Below are 14,909 nucleotides of genomic sequence, written 5' to 3'. Positions count from 1 at the left end.
TTGCCAGGACCGCCGTTGTTGCCCGGGCCGCCGTTGTTGTTCCCGCCGCCGTTGTTGTTGCCAGGACCGCCGTTGTTGCCCGGGCCGCCGTTGTTGTTCCCGCCGCCGTTGTTGCCGCAGAGGAACGACAGCGCGCCACAGACCTCGTTGTTGTCCTGCTGCGGCTGCTCGACGACCGGCGGCGCGACACCGTTGCCGAGGCTGTCGTTACCGCCGCGGATCCGGTCCGGGAACGACTCCTTGTCCCAGTTCTTCGCCTCGGTCACCGTGTCGATGAACTGCTTCCAGATCGACGCGGGGGTGCCGGAACCGAACATCTTCTTCTTGCCGCCCGGCTCGGTCAGCTCGACGCGGTTCCCCTTGCCACCGACCCAGACGGTCGCGGCCAGCTGCGGGATGCCGCCGACGAACCAGGCGTCACCGTTCTTGCTGCTCTGCGCCTGGTTGAGCTCCCACGAACCACTCTTGCCCACGGCCTGGCGACCGTTGCGCAGGGTGTGTTTGGCGTGCTCCGGAATCTGCTTGAGCACCGCGGTCAGGTCGGACATCTGTGCGGCGTCGAAGACCCGGTCGCCCTTGGTGGAGATGGTCTTCATGCTGGTCACCTTGCCGGTGTCCGGGTTTACCGACTTGATGGACTTGATGAAATGGGTCTGGTGCCGCACGCCCTGCGCGACGATCGTCGCGACGCCTGTCGCGTGCTCCAGCGGGACCACCCGGAACTGGCCGAAGCCGATCTCGTCCGAGAAGTTCTTGTCCCAGGTCGAGGCGTCGGTCTTGTTCAGGTCGATCCGCTTGCCGTCGTTGTTCCAGATGTACTGGATGCCGGCCGCCTTGGCAGCGCTGATGACCTTGGAGACGCCGAGCTGGTCGGTCATCCAGTAGAACGGGAAGTTGTACGACTTGATCGTCGCCTGCTCCAGGTCACAGTTGGTGATGCTGTGCCCGCCACCGACACAGGTGGCGCCCGGGTCCTGACCGGCGTTGCTGATCGCCTGGCCACTGGCGCGCTTCTTGGTGCCGTCCCAGATGGTCCTGAAGGAGTAGTCCGCCTTCAGCGCCGCCGACAGCGTGTAGATCTTGAAGGACGAGGCCGGCGACTGGCCGCCCGCCTGCACCACGCCGGTGCCGTCGCCGGACATGTAACCGGCGTAGTCGGTGCCGACCGGATCCTCGCCGCCGTAGTAAGCGAGCACCTCACCGGTGTTCGGATCGATGCCGATGACCGCGGCCTGGTACGTCTTCGGCCGCCCGTTCAGCGGCGAGCTCTTGCTCGACGCCGAGCCGGCCTTCTCGGCCGCCGCCTGCACCACGGGGTCGATCGTCGTGGTGATCGTCAGACCACCCTTCTGCACCTGCTCCTTGGTGATGCCCAGCTGCGCCAGCTCGTAGGTGACATGCCGCGAGATCATTTGGGACGGCTTGCCGTCCCAGCAGGTCGGACAGGTCGAGGCCTTCTTCTGGTCGATCGGCTTCGGCCAGGCCCGCTCGTCGTACTCCTTCTGACTGATCCACTTCATCGCGAGCATGTTCTTCATCGTGTACTCCCACCGCTCCTTGGAGGCGGTGGGGTTGGTGACCGGGTCGTACCCGCCGTGCGTGTTCGTCGGGTACGGCTGCTTGATGATCGAGGCGATCACCGCGGCCTGGTACGGGTTGATCTCCTTGAGCTTGCCCTCGCCACCCTTTTTGATGGTGACGCCGTAGTAGCCGCGGGCCGCGGCCTCGGCGCCCTGCCGCCCAAGACCGAGGTCGATGTAGTTCAGGTACAGACCCATGATCTGTTCCTTGCTGTACTTCGACTCCAGCTTGCGGGCGATCACCGCCTCACGCAGCTTCCGGCTGTAGCTGATCTCCTTCAGCGTGGCGACGTGCCGCGCGTACTGCTGGGTGATCGTGGACGCGCCCTGCTTGTCGCCACCGGTGAAGTTGTTCCACGCGGCGCGGGCGATGCCCTTCATGTCGATGCCGTTGTGCGTGTAGTAGTTCTTGTCCTCGGCGGCCGCGACGGCATGCTGGATCGTCAACGACATGTTCTGGTACGGCACGTTGATCCGGGGCTCGCCCTGCTGCGCCAGCAGCTGCCCCTTGGCGTTGAGGATGTTGTTCATCTGCGCCTCCGCCTTGGGCGTGGGCAGCTCGACGTCGTCGAAGAAGTAGGTACCGCCCACGATGCCGGCGCCGATCATGATGACCAGCACGGCGGCCGCCGCGGTGAGGATGTTCGCCCGGCGGTACTTCTTGTCGGCCTTGGAGCGCGGGCGCTTGCCGCCGGAGCCGCCGCTGCCGCCGGACCCACCCGGACCCCCGGGGCCACCGGGGCCACCGGGCGGCACCGAGGCGCGGCCGCCGACGCCGGCCGAGCCCACCGAGGCACGGCCACCGACCGGGGCGGCCCCGACCGACGCCGAACCCACCGAGGCACGGCCACCGACCGGAGCACCGCCGACCGAGGCGGAGCCCACCGAGGCACGGCCACCGACCGGAGCACCGCCGACCGACGCCGAACCCACCGAGGCACGGCCACCGACCGCGGCCGAGCCGCCCACCGAGGCCCGTCCCGGGGTGGCCGAGCCGACCGACGCGGAGCCGGATGGCCGCCGGTACGCGTCGGGGCCGGGACGCTCCTCGTCGTCGGGGCCGGAAGCAGCGAACGACCCGGGCACTTGGGCCCGGGCTCGTGCGTTCTGCGGTTCGCCGTACGGATTCATTCCCTCACACCTACCGTTCGCGGGGGCGCGGCCGGGCTGTCCGGGATCGGATCCCGGCGACCGTGCCACGAGCGGGCGTTCTGTTCGGACGTCTGAAATGACCGGTTTCGGCGCTGGGTGCCCGATGCGGTCCTGAACGTTTCCACGTTAACGACATCGATCCGGTTCACCGCCGGCCCTCCCGGACGTGTGAATCGGAACCGGTCTTCCACTGCATCGGGGGCTCGTCGTCGCCGAGCGCGTCCCGGCCGAGCAGGTACCGCTCGATCAGATGGTTCCACGAGCAGGAACGGCACACCTCGACCACGAAGACCTGGCACTCACGGAGCGTCATCGCGAGGACCGACAATTCCGCGGCTTTGTGGGCCTGCCCGGCGGACTGCTTGAGCTCGTCCCCATAGACGTAATGGACGAGCGTCACATTGTCGCGGCGGCAGATCGGGCACCGCTCATCGGTGGGCTCGCCATGGAAGGTCGCCGCGTTCTTCAAGTACGGCGACGCGTCGCAGACCTCGAGCGCGCTGATCCGGCCATCGCGCACGTCACGCAGCACTGCCCGCCTCTGGAGCGAGTAGTCCACCACCTGTCGCTGCGTACGCATGGCGAAGAGAGTACGCGGTCACCGCTCCCACGGCGACCGTCATCACGGAGCGTGGCGTGGCGACCGCGCAGCATGTCCGGGTTGCGTACGGCGGACATCCCGATCTACGGTTGCGATGTATCGGGCCGATACATCGGGACAGACTTCTGGGAGGGGACGAGGTGCTGGAATTGGCGATCCTCGGACTTCTGCAGGAGGCCCCGATGCACGGCTACGAACTCCGCAAGGAGCTCGCCACCAAGCTGGGCACGCTGCGTGCCGCGATCAGCTACGGGACCTTGTACCCGACCCTGAAGCGGTTGAAGCTGGCCGGCTGGATCAGCGAAGCCGAGGCGAACAACAACGAGATTGTTCCCCCGATGACCAGCAGACGGGGACGGGTTGTCTACAAGATCACGGCGGAGGGCAAGGAGCGCTTCGCCGAGCTGATCGCCGCCTCCGGGCCGGAGACGTACGACGACGCCGGCTTCGGGGTGCACATGGCCTTCTTCTCCCGCACCGACACGGCCACCCGGCTGCGGATCCTGGAAGGCCGTCGCCGGCGGGTCGAGGAGCAACGGGAGGGGCTGCGGGAGATCCTGTCCCGCGCCGCCGACCGCCTCGACGCGTACACCCTCGAGCTGCAGCGACACGGGCTCGAGGCGTGCGAGCGCGAGGTCCGCTGGCTGGAAGAGCTGATCACCAACGAGCGGTCCGGGCGTACCCCGGCCTTTCGTCACCGCGCCGGGTTCACCGGCGCGACCAACCCCGCTCCCGCCGGCGGCACGCCGCAGGCGGGCTCGGCACCCCCGGAACCACCGCGTCCGCACCTGGACCGGCCGTGATGAACAACAAGGAGGCAAACGCGATGGGCTCCGTCCGCGTCGCCATCGTCGGTGTGGGTAACTGCGCCTCGTCCCTCGTGCAGGGCGTGGAGTACTACAAGAACGCCGACCCCAACGACCGCGTCCCGGGTCTCATGCACGTGACCTTCGGCGACTACCACGTCTCCGACGTGAAGTTCGTCGCGGCGTTCGATGTGGACGCCAAGAAGGTCGGCATGGACCTGGCCGAGGCGATCGTCGCCAGCGAGAACAACACCATCAAGCTGACGGACGTGCCGCCGACCGGCGTCACCGTGCAGCGCGGCCCGACCTTCGACGGTCTGGGCACCTACTACCGCGAGATCATCGAGGAGTCCTCGGCCGAGCCGGTCGACGTCGTCCAGGTCCTCAAGGACGCCCAGGTCGACGTGCTGGTCTCCTACCTCCCGGTGGGCTCCGAGGAGGCCGACAAGTTCTACGCGCAGGCCGCCATCGACGCCGGCGTCGCCTTCGTGAACGCGCTGCCGGTCTTCATCGCCTCGGACCCGGTCTGGGCGAAGAAGTTCGAGGACGCCGGTGTGCCGATCGTCGGCGACGACATCAAGAGCCAGGTCGGCGCCACCATCGTGCACCGCGCGCTGGCGAAGCTGTTCGAGGACCGTGGTGTCGAGCTGCTGCGTACCTACCAGCTCAACTTCGGCGGCAACATGGACTTCATGAACATGCTGGAGCGCAACCGCCTGGTCTCCAAGAAGATCTCGAAGACCCAGTCGGTGACCTCGCAGATCCCGCACGAGATGATCAAGAGCGACGTGCACATCGGCCCGTCGGACCACGTGCCGTGGCTGGACGACCGCAAGTGGGCGTACATCCGTCTCGAGGGCCGCTCGTTCGGCGACACCCCGCTGAACGCCGAGCTCAAGCTCGAGGTGTGGGACTCGCCGAACTCGGCCGGTGTGATCATCGACGCGGTCCGCGCCGCGAAGATCGCGAAGGACCGCGGCATCGGCGGCCCGATCCTGTCGGCGTCGTCCTACTTCATGAAGTCCCCGCCGGTGCAGTACAGCGACCACGACGCGCACCAGGCCGTCGAGGGCTTCATCAAGGGTGAGGTCGAGCGCTGACGCGCCCCTGACGGGAAAGGCCGGCTCACGCTGTGGGCCGGCCTTTCCCATTGCGGGTACGGCGCGGCGCTCAGCCCCAGGCCCGGGTGAGGGCCACCCGCGCCTCCAGCTCCAGCAGACGGCGTTTGCGCTCCAGCCCGCCACCGAAGCCGACCATCTTCCCGCCCGCGCCGACCACCCGGTGACACGGCACGATCACCGGGACCGGGTTGCGGTTGCAGGCCGTGCCGACCGCCCGCGCCGCGCCCGGGTCGCCAAGGACGGTGGCGATCGCGCCGTAGGTGAGCATCTCCCCGTACGGAATCCTGGCGATCTCGGCCCACACCGCGCGCTCGAACTCGGAGCCGCCGCGCGTCTCCACCGGCACCGTGAAATCCGTCAGCTCGCCCGCGAAATAGGCCCTGAGCTGCTCGGCCACCGGGTGCGCGGCCTCCGGGCCGGGACGCGCGCCGAAGCGCACCCCCACCACGACGTCATCCTCGACGAGCACGCCGAGCCGCCCGATGGGTGAGTCAACGACGAACATGGCTCCCAGTCTGCCCGACCGGCACGACTGTCAGCTCGTACACGAGGTAGCCGTCGGCCCGGTAGACGACGTGGTACGCGTCCATCGCGGGGGTGCCGTGCAGCGCGTCGTACACCTGGTCGGCCCCGCGCGGCCCGGCACCGCGCATCAGCACCACCTCGGCGCCGGCCGAGAGCGGCGACTTGAGCGCCTGTCCCCAGACGTTGCGGCGGCCCACCTTCGTACCGTCGTAGATCACCCGGTCCAGCACCGGGAAGGCGGCCCGTTCGTTGCCGATCAGGCTCAGCATGATCGGGCCGTCGGTGTGCTCCCGCAGGAACGTCGCGACCCGTACCTGGTCCCGCTGCGCCGACAGGTCCTCGGTCACCTCCTGGACGCTGACCAGGTCGCCCCGGCGGAACGCGGTGGCGGAGAGGCCGGCCAGGCCGGCGACCACGAGCACCGACGCCACCAGTACGGCGCGGCGGGGCAGCCGTGCGATCAGGTAACCGACGAGCACGGCCGCGGGCAGGGCCGCGACGAGGGCGAAGCGTGCGTTCAGGACGTATTCGTTGACCGGCGGCATGCCGATCGGCGCCTGTCCTCTGTAGATCGTGTAGAGGAAGAACGGGACGATGGAGCCGAGCGCGAAGATCGGCAGCGACCGGGGTGACAGCCGCTCCCCGGCCAGGAAGACGACCAGCCCGGCCGCGGCCAGCCCGAGGAGGACCAGCCCGTGGTCGGCGACGAGCGCGCCGCCGTACGCGTGCAGGGTCTTGCTCAGGCTGCCGGTCTCGACGTCCGTGGTACGCCGGGCCATCTGGTCGGCGCTCGAGTTGGGGCCGTTCAGGAAGTTCAGCGGCGACCCGGCGATCATCCAGTTGTAGAGCATCCAGCCGATCGACGAGGTGAGCACGCCGAACACGGCGAACATGCCGGTCAGGCCGCGGGTGTCGCGCCAGGAGTGGCCGGTCCGGCGGGCGATCACCGGGACCGCGACGGCCAGCATCCCGGCCAGGAACCAGCCCTCGTACCGGCAGAGCATCGCCAGCATGCTGGCGATCGAGGCGTACAGCAGATGATTCGGCCGCCCGGTGTCCGCCCACCGGATCATGCCGTACGTCGCGGCCAGCGCAAACGCGTAGAACGGCAGCTCGTCCATCGACGTCGCCTGGTGGTGCAGCAGGTTCGCGCCGAGCATGAAGACGGCCGCGCCGGTGACCGCCGGCGCGGTCCGGTCCGGGCGGTACACCAGGACGATCCGGTAGATCAGCACCGCGCAGGCCACGAACGCGGTCATCGAGACGATCGAGCCGGCCAGGCCGGTGGTGTAGAGCGTCGTGTTCCACGCCAAGAGCGACTGCAGGAGGTGCGGCAGCGGCAGCCAGATCGCGCCGAGCTGGGCGATGCCTGTGGTGCGCCCGACCAGCAGGCGGCGGCTGATCTCCAGGTGCGAGTAGGTGTCGTGGTAACCGAGGATCCGGTCGGTGCGGTAGAAGTACACGCAGGCGGCGACGGCGAGCACGGTCGCGGCCAGGGCGACGGCGAGCATCGCGCGGTCGGGGCGCCGCCCGGCCGGCCGGTCCCCGACGTGGCGCAGCCGCTTCGCGTGCCGGATCCGGATTTCCTGGGTCAGCGTCACCAGCCGTTCGGTGGGCGGCTCCTCGGTGTCGGTCAGCAGGCGCTCGGTGGGCGGCTCGGTGGCCGTCGTCACCAGGCGCTCGGTGGGCGGCTCGCCGGCCGGCAGAAACGTGGTCATCGGCTCGGCCACCCGTTCGCGAAACACTCCTTGATCGCCTGGTCGCCGCGGCCGATGAACGAGCCGACGTCGTAGCCGGCGGCGTTCGCCGGGTCCGCCCAGGCGTCCAGGGTCCAGAAGTAGATCCCGGCCAGGTGCAACGATCTCGCCGCCGCGCAGGCCCCGGCGAACCAGCGGATCTGGATGTCCGGCCGCAGCGTCTCGTGCCCCCTCGGCCAGGCCGCCGGCCCGTGGTAGGCGCCGGAGGTGGCGGCGATGCCGATCTCCTGGACGACGGTCCGGGTCAGGTCAGCCGGCCGGTTGCCGAACCAGGCGGTCCACGCCCGGGTGATCTTCGCGGTGCTCGACGAGTCGTCGACGCCGAGTTTGGGGTACGCGTCGACGCCCGGCTCGACGCCGGGGACGGTGGGCCGCCCGGTGGCCCAGGATCCCCAGTTGTCGGCGTAGGCCAGGCGACCCCTGAACAGGGTGCGGGCCCGGACCACGACGGCGCGCCACTGCGACTCGTACCGCACCAGGGAATCCAGCTCCGAGCCGATCACGAAGACGTCCGCGCCGGACTCCTGGGCGGCTTCCAGGAACGGGACGAGCAGATTGGTGTACGAGGTGAACCAGCCGCTCACGCTGCGCGGCTCGATGGACCCGCGCCAGGCCACGGCGGCCTTGAGGTTGGCCTCGTCGATCAGGGGCCGCAGCTGTACGCGCAGGCCCCGCTCCCGGGCGAGGGCGACGAGCTCGCGCAGGTCGCTCGGCGTCGGGGTGACGCCAGGGGTGGCGTAGACCCTGGTGGGCCGGGCGCCGTCGACGGAGATCGGGAACGTGATGCCGACGCTGTTCGCGCCCAGACCGACCACATAGTCCAGCAGCCGGGTGGCGTTGGCGCGCAGCGCGTCCGGGTCGTTGACGCCGTGCCAGAAGATCTGGACGCCCAGTTGAGCCGTGGTGGCCCGCGCGGCTGCGGAGACGGTCCGCACCGCGGGTCCCGCCGACTGCGCGGACCGCGACGGCTCCGGCAGGGACTCGGCCGGCTGCGGGCGCCGCGGCGCGCTCGGCGCCAGCCGGGTGCAGGCGGCCAGTTGGGTCGCGATCAGCAGCAGCGCGACGGCGGCCCGGCTCCGGTTCACGGCGCGCCCGGAGTGGCGAGGTGGAACGCGGCCGCCTGGCGCTGCTGCGGCACCTGCGCGGGCAGCAGCAGGCCCGGTTCCAGGTCGTCGTCCGTCTCGGCGTGCCCGTGCGGGGTCTTGTGCCAGCCCCGCTTCCCGGTGAGCAGCTCGAAGACCGCCACGTACGTCGAGAAGCTCATCCACAGCCACATCACCTGGGACATGAACATGTACTTCAGCAGGCCGAACCGGCCCCTGGTCCGCGGCGCCTCGGCCAGCGTGGTCTGGACCAGCTCCAGCATGATGCCGAAGTTGCCGATCACCAGCAGAGCCGTGGCGGTGTAGTAGACCGGGGCCGGGAACAGGTCGCCGATCGGCTCCCAGCCGCTCCCGAACCACGCCGCGGCCAGCGCCAGGAACAGCGGATTCAGCAGGAACGTCAGCGGCGTGCCGAAGGTCATCAGCAGGAACGCCAGCCACCGGTGCGGACCCATCCGGGCCGCGCCGCGCACCGGCCGCCGGCTGTGCACCAGCGCTGTCTGCAGGTAGCCGCCCTTCCACCGGCGCTGCTGCTTGTCGACCACCCGGCTGGAGACCGGCGCCTCCTCCAGCGTCACCGATGCCAGCAGGTCGACGCGGTAGCCGGCCGCCGCCAGGCGCGCGCCCAGGTCGGCGTCCTCGGTCAGGTTGTGCGGATCCCAGACCAGGCCACCGGGTAGCGCCACCTCCAGCAGCGTGCTGACCTTGAAGTGGTTGGAGGTGCCACCCAGCGGGACCGGAAGGCCGAGCCGGGCCAGGCCGGGCAGAAAATGCCGGAAATGAACCTTGTAGCCGACCCAGTAGAGCGCGGACACCCAGTTCGTGTCGTCGTTCCAGAAGACCAGCTCCGCCTGCAGGCAGACGACATCGCGCCGGGCCAGGCGGAACGTGGCCACCGCCAGGAGCAGCTGGTCCGGATCCGGCCGGTCCTCCGCGTCATAAATGGTGACGTAACGACAACCGTCCGCAACCACCAGGGGAAATGCCACATTCATGGCGTTCGGCTTGGTCCTCGGGCCGCCCGGCGGAATGACGACGACCACCACGTGACTCAGCGGCCCTCGCGCCGGCCGGCCGTCCCCGTGCACGCGCAGCCCGATCTCGGCGGCCGCCGCCAGGGTCTCCTCGTCGTCCTGCTCGATCAACAGGTAGATGTGCAGCAGCTCGCGCGGGTAGTGCAACCCGCCGACCCGGGCCACCAGCCGGCGCAGCATGTTCGCCTCGTGGTGCACCGGCAGCAGGACCCCGTAGTGCGGCAGCCGGCGGGAGGAGGGCAGCACCGTGCCGAGCAGCGTCCGGTGCCCGCGCCCGGCCACCGTCACGAGCATCTTGAACAGGGCGAAGACCAGGTAGAAGCCGACGCACACGGCGGCCACCGCGGTGACGGTTCGTCGAGGGGCCAGGAACAGGCCGCAGCACAGCGTGAGCAGAACCACGCCCGCCAATGCCTTCTGACCCGTGCTCAGCAATTTCGCGGCAGTTTCGCCCGAACGCCTGCCGACGGCATTTTCCGTTTCGCCCGCCATGCCGCCCGACCCTCCGTCGACGCGCCGGGAATTGCCGCCGGCGCGTGCAGAAGTGCAGGTTATGGAGCATCGACCGGCCCTGGCAAGCCAGGTGCATCCACCTTTTGGACGGATCGGTCATGGGCCTTTTCCGACGCAATTCCGATGTTTGCGCCCGGCCCCGGGCCGTAATTTGTGCCGTTCCGGCCCGCCTGACCGTTTGGACGGCCCGGACCTCACCCAAAGTGACCGCACTCTCGCGCCGAGACGAATTCCCGGTGCCGACGCGAGGCTCCGGTGCCCGCGTCCACCCCGGTTGGGCGCGGCCGATCCGCGGCGCGCCGGCCGCCATCAGGGCCGGGACGTCGGCCCCGGCGCCGACCGGTCAGGCGATGTGGCCCTGCTCTCGGGCCCATTTGTAGAGCTCGGCCTCGGCCTCGTCGCGATCGAGCGGGCCACGGTCCAGACGGAGCTCCTTCAGGTACCGCCAGGCCTGGCCGACGATCGGGCCGGGCGGCACGCCGAGCAGCTCCATGATCGCGTTGCCGTCCAGGTCGGGGCGGACCCGGGCCAGGTCCTCCTCGGCCGCGATCCGGTCGATCCGCTCCTCCAGCGCGTCGTAGTCGGCGGCCAGCTGGCCGGCCTTACGCCGGTTGCGCGTCGTGACGTCGGATCGGGTCAGTTTGTGCAGGCGGGACAGCAGCGGGCCGGCGTCAGTGACGTAGCGGCGCACCGCCGAGTCGGTCCACTCGCCCCGGCCGTACCCGTAGAAGCGCAGGTGCAGCGCGACCAGCCCGACCACGTCCGAGATCAGGTCCTTGGGGTATTTCAGGGCCTTCATCCGCTGCTTGGTGAGCCGCGCGCCGACCACCTCGTGGTGGTGGAAGCTGACCCGCCCGTCGCGGCCGACCGCCTTGGTGGCCGGCTTGCCGACGTCGTGCATCAGCGCGGCCATCCGCAGCACGAAGTCCGGCCCGGAGTCGCCCTCGAGCCGCATCGCGTTCGTCACCACGATCAGCGTGTGCTCGTAGACGTCCTTGTGCTGGGCGTGCTCGTCGATCTCCAGCTTCAGCCCGGAGATCTCCGGCAGGAAGCGGTCGGCCAGCCCGGTGTCGACCAGCAGGCGCAGACCGGCGATCGGGTCCGCGCCGCACATCAGCTTGGTGAACTCGTCGCGGATCCGCTCCGCGGTGATCCGGTCGAGGTCGGCCGCCATGTCCCGCATCGCCGCGACGACCGAGGGGTCCACAGTGAACCGCAGTTTCGCCGCGAACCGGGCGGCCCGCAGCATCCGCAGTGGATCGTCGCCGAACGAGATCTGCGGCGCGGCAGGTGTCCGGATGATCCGGGATGCCAGGTCGGCCACCCCGCCGAACGGGTCGGTGAACTCGTGACCGGGCAGCGACACGGCCATCGCGTTGATGGTGAAGTCGCGGCGGGACAGGTCGTCCAGCAGCGAGCTCCCGTACGACACCACCGGGTTGCGGGTCACCCCGTCGTAGGCCTCCGCCCGGAACGTGGTGATCTCGATCCGCAGCCCGTTCTTCTGGATGCCGATCGTGCCGAACTCGCGGCCGGTCTCCCAGATCGCGTCGGCCCAGCCCTTCACGACCTCCAGCGTCTGCTCCGGCCGGGCGTCGGTGCAGAAGTCGAGATCGTCGCCGAGGCGGCCGAGCAGCGCATCCCGTACCGAGCCGCCGACCAGGTGCAGCTCGTGGCCGGCGGCGCCGAAACGGCGCCCCAGCTCATCGGCGAGGGGTGACACGCGGAGCAACTCGGCGACCGCGTTCTGCTGGGCGTTGTTCAACACAGACATGGGGTTACCAGGGTATCCGCCCGCAGGTCCGCATCGGGGCGGTGGGTGGGGCGCGGGATGCCGCCGTGGTCGCTCCGGAACACAGCGGGCAGGATGGACGTGTGCCCGTTTCCGAGGCGCTGCGCCTACTGAGCCTCGATCCGGGGTTCTGGACGGGCGAGATCAGCGACGCCGACTTCCTCCCCGACTCGCTCTGGTCGTCCTTTCCGGTGCTGGACGGGTACGCCCTGGTCCTGGAGATCGAACTGCCGTCCGGCGAGCGCTCGCTGGGTCTGCGCCGACCGGCCGCCAGTGAGCCGGTCCAGCTGGGCCGGGCGCCGGCCGCCGGGCCCTATCCGGCGGCGCTGCGCTGGTGGGAGCTGGAGACGTGCGCCCGGGTGATCGCCCTGGACGACCCCACCCTGCCGCACCCGGGCCTGGTGATCGCGCTGCTCTCGCCGTTCGCCCCGCCGACGGCGGAGGATGATCTCGCGGCGGCCGCGATGCGCGAGGCCGCGTACCGGTCGCTGCGCCGCGAGGTGCCCCCGCCCGCGCCGTCCGGCCCGGAGCAGGCCCCGCTGCCGCTGTTCGCCGAGGACCGCTGGTGGCCGGCGCCGCCGGTGCCGTCGCCACAGGTGCTGGACGAGGCCGCGATCGCGGCCCTGAGCGGGCCCGCGGAGGGCGGCGACCAGGTTCGCGCCGACAAGCGCTTCCCCCATGAGGATCTTTCCGATCTGGTACGACGGGCCGCCGCCCGCCTCGCCGGATTCCCGGACCACGGCTGGTACGCCCGGACGCGCCCACTGGCCCGACGCATCGCCGGGTCCGGTGATCTGCGCGACGTGCCCGCCCTGCTCGGCGCGCTGACCGAGGCCGGCTGCGACCATCCGACCGTGCTGGACGCGCTGAGTGAGCCCCTTGCGCCGCTGGAGGCATGCTGGGTCGTGGAGACACTGGCCGGCGCGGAACCCGGCACCCTCCTGCGTCACCACGTATGACGTTTTCTTCTATGGTGACTCCAACATCGGTACGGCTCGGGAGGCAAGGGTGAGCGGCGGCCTGTACCGCAGCACGCACGCGGCGCCGGACGGTGACCCGCGCCCGGAGGACGGAGTGACCGTCGTCTCGATCGACGACCAGTCGCTCACCGCCGGCGGGGACCAGGCGCTGCCCCCGGAGAACGTGCCCGCCGGTGGCGGCGACGGCGGCAGCACCACCGGGCAGAGCGCGATCATGGCAATCGGCAGCCTGGTCAGCCGGGTCATCGGCTTCGTCCGGAACGCGCTGATCGGCATGGCCCTCGGCGCCGGGGTGGGCGACGCGTACACCAGCGCCCAGTTCCTGCCCAACCAGATCTACGAGCTGCTGCTCGGCGGCATCCTGTCCAGCGTGCTGATCCCGCTGCTGGTGCGGCGGCGCAAGGCCGACCCGGACGGCGGCCAGGCGTTCACCCAGAAACTGCTCACCTTCGCGGTGGTCAGCCTCGGCCTGGCCACCCTGCTGGTGGTGGCGGCCGCGCCGGTGATCACCGCGATCCAGGCCAGCGACGAGAACAGCGCCGCCTACCGGGATCTGGTCACCCACTTCGCCTACCTGATCCTGCCGATCATCTTCTTCACCGGCGTCTCGGCGCTGATCGGCGCGGTGCTCAACGTGCGCGGGCACTTCGCCGCGCCGATGTGGGCCCCGATCCTGAACAACCTGGTGGTGATCGCCACCGCGGGCGTCTTCCTGCTGGTCTTCGGCCGCGGCGACCTCACCGTCGAGAACATCTCGGCCGGCCAGATCGCGCTGGTCGGCGGCGGCACCCTGGCCGGCATGGTGATGCAGGCGCTCGGCCTGCTGCCGGCGCTGCGCAAGGTCGGCTTCCGCTGGCGGTTCAGCTGGGACCCGCGCTCGCTGGGCCTCGGCGAGATCGGCCGGCTGGCCGGCTGGATGCTGTGTTACGTGGCGGCCAACCAGGTGGCGGTCTTCGTCATGGTCAAGATTCTGAACCGGGTGGCCGGCAAGGGCAGCGCCAGCGTGCTGGCCTTCAACAACGTCTTCCTGCTGACCATGATGGCGCACGGGATCATCGGCGTGTCGGTGATGACGGCACTGCTGCCGAAGATGAGCGCGGCCGCCGCCGAGGGGCGGTACGCCGACGTCAGCGCCGACCTGACCCGCGGCATCAAGCTCACCGTCGCCGCGCTGGCCCCGATCTCGGTGGTCTACGCCGTGCTCGGGGTGCCGATCGCGGTGATGCTCTTCGAGGGCGGCAACTACACGCACGACGCGGCCCTGGACACCGGGACGGTGCTGACCGTCGCCGCGTTCGCGGTGATCCCGCTGTCGGTCAGCTACCTGTGCACCTACGCGTTCTACGCGCTGCAGGGCAACAAGACGGTGGCGCTGATCAACTTGCCGGTGGTCGCCGTCCGGATCGGGGCGTACCTGGTGTTCGCCGCGATGCTGAGCAAGTCGCTGCTGGCCGCCGGGATGACCGCGGGCAACGCGGTCTCGTACCTGGTCTCGGCGCTGATCTCACTGGCCGTGCTGCGCCGCAAGGTGGGCCGGCTGAACCTCGGCTCGGTGGCCGCCGGGCTGATCCGGGTGGCGCTCGCGGCCGCGGTGGCCGCCGGGCTCGGCTACCTGGTCGTGCACCTGCTGCCGGGCGCCGCCGAGCCGGACGGCCGGATCGAGGCGCTGATCCAGCTGGTGGTCGGCGGCGCGGTGATCCTGGTCGCGTATCTGGCCGCCGCTACCGTGCTGCGGGTGCAGGAGATCAGCCAGGTGGTCGGGATGGTGCGCCGCAAAATCGGCCGGTGAGCTACCGCCGGCCGCCAGACCTGCCCTGAACAGGCATGGTTCCACCGGACTGATCCGAAAACCACCCGTTCGTACGGGGCCGCGCCGATGCCGCGCCGGGGGACGACCTGCCGGAGCATGGCTCCGTACGGGTATGGTCGTTGTCGGCATGTGCTC

At 70.1% G+C, this 14,909-nt stretch carries 11 protein-coding genes; 4 read left to right on the top strand and 7 right to left on the bottom strand.

The features are described 5' to 3' along the window. Positions 1 to 2,711 (bottom strand): transglycosylase domain-containing protein (locus Asi03nite_RS31765; protein ID WP_203684195.1); only part of this gene is annotated, 2,711 nt, incomplete at its 3' end. A gap of 166 nt (positions 2,712 to 2,877) precedes the next feature. Next, positions 2,878 to 3,312, bottom strand: a complete 435-nt coding sequence (locus tag Asi03nite_RS31760; RefSeq protein WP_203684194.1) for a DUF5318 domain-containing protein — start codon at positions 3,310 to 3,312, stop codon at positions 2,878 to 2,880. A 161-nt stretch (positions 3,313 to 3,473) separates the two neighbouring features. Between Asi03nite_RS31760 and Asi03nite_RS31755 the strand changes: the two genes are divergently transcribed. Continuing rightward, positions 3,474 to 4,136, top strand: a complete 663-nt coding sequence (locus tag Asi03nite_RS31755) for a PadR family transcriptional regulator (RefSeq protein ID WP_203684193.1) — start codon at positions 3,474 to 3,476, stop codon at positions 4,134 to 4,136. Between the two features lie 23 nt (positions 4,137 to 4,159). Next, positions 4,160 to 5,239 (top strand): inositol-3-phosphate synthase, encoded by a 1,080-nt coding sequence (locus Asi03nite_RS31750; RefSeq protein WP_203684192.1) that lies wholly within the window; start codon positions 4,160 to 4,162, stop codon positions 5,237 to 5,239. A 70-nt stretch (positions 5,240 to 5,309) separates the two neighbouring features. On the opposite strand, the gene Asi03nite_RS31745 is transcribed toward Asi03nite_RS31750, so the two are convergent. From Asi03nite_RS31745 to Asi03nite_RS31725, 5 genes are all read right to left on the bottom strand, one after another. Further along, entirely contained in the window at positions 5,310 to 5,765 is a 456-nt protein-coding gene (locus Asi03nite_RS31745; protein ID WP_203684191.1) for a methylated-DNA--[protein]-cysteine S-methyltransferase, read from the bottom strand. Next, a complete protein-coding gene (locus Asi03nite_RS31740; protein WP_203684190.1) occupies positions 5,752 to 7,503 on the bottom strand; it encodes an ArnT family glycosyltransferase in 1,752 nt (583 codons plus the stop codon). The genes Asi03nite_RS31745 and Asi03nite_RS31740 overlap by 14 nt, the downstream gene beginning before the upstream one ends. Further along, entirely contained in the window at positions 7,500 to 8,627 is a 1,128-nt protein-coding gene (locus tag Asi03nite_RS31735) for a glycoside hydrolase family 113 (protein WP_203684189.1), read from the bottom strand. Before Asi03nite_RS31735 ends, Asi03nite_RS31740 begins: the two co-directional genes overlap by 4 nt. Then, positions 8,624 to 10,081 carry a glycosyltransferase family 2 protein gene (locus tag Asi03nite_RS31730; protein ID WP_203684188.1) on the bottom strand — a complete coding sequence of 486 codons (1,458 nt, stop codon included), beginning with the start codon at positions 10,079 to 10,081 and terminating at the stop codon, positions 8,624 to 8,626. The genes Asi03nite_RS31735 and Asi03nite_RS31730 overlap by 4 nt, the downstream gene beginning before the upstream one ends. Positions 10,082 to 10,535: 454 nt before the next feature. Then, entirely contained in the window at positions 10,536 to 11,966 is a 1,431-nt protein-coding gene (locus Asi03nite_RS31725) for a CCA tRNA nucleotidyltransferase (RefSeq protein WP_203684187.1), read from the bottom strand. 101 nt (positions 11,967 to 12,067) lie between these two features. On the opposite strand from Asi03nite_RS31725, the gene Asi03nite_RS31720 reads away from it, so the two are divergent. Then, a complete protein-coding gene (locus tag Asi03nite_RS31720) occupies positions 12,068 to 12,943 on the top strand; it encodes a hypothetical protein (protein ID WP_203684186.1) in 876 nt (291 codons plus the stop codon). 49 nt (positions 12,944 to 12,992) lie between these two features. Continuing rightward, the gene (murJ, locus tag Asi03nite_RS31715; RefSeq protein WP_203684185.1) at positions 12,993 to 14,753 is read left to right on the top strand and encodes a murein biosynthesis integral membrane protein MurJ; all 1,761 of its coding nucleotides are present in this window, start codon (positions 12,993 to 12,995) and stop codon (positions 14,751 to 14,753) included. The last annotated feature ends 156 nt before the right edge of the window (positions 14,754 to 14,909 follow it).

Source organism: Actinoplanes siamensis (genome assembly GCF_016862395.1).
Lineage (GTDB): Bacteria > Actinomycetota > Actinomycetes > Mycobacteriales > Micromonosporaceae > Actinoplanes > Actinoplanes siamensis.
The sequence above is the reverse complement of the archived record's forward strand: the minus strand, read 5'-3'. Positions and strand labels throughout refer to the sequence as shown.

Excerpts from the sequence above, each read along its gene's own strand:
- Asi03nite_RS31745 (WP_203684191.1), bottom strand. The coding sequence starts at position 5,765 with ATGTTCGTCGTTGACTCACCCATCGGGCGGCTCGGCGTGCTCGTCGAG.
- Asi03nite_RS31760 (WP_203684194.1), bottom strand. The coding sequence starts at position 3,312 with ATGCGTACGCAGCGACAGGTGGTGGACTACTCGCTCCAGAGGCGGGCA.
- Asi03nite_RS31740 (WP_203684190.1), bottom strand. The coding sequence starts at position 7,503 with ATGACCACGTTTCTGCCGGCCGGCGAGCCGCCCACCGAGCGCCTGGTG.
- Asi03nite_RS31750 (WP_203684192.1), top strand. The coding sequence starts at position 4,160 with ATGGGCTCCGTCCGCGTCGCCATCGTCGGTGTGGGTAACTGCGCCTCG.
- Asi03nite_RS31725 (WP_203684187.1), bottom strand. The coding sequence starts at position 11,966 with ATGTCTGTGTTGAACAACGCCCAGCAGAACGCGGTCGCCGAGTTGCTC.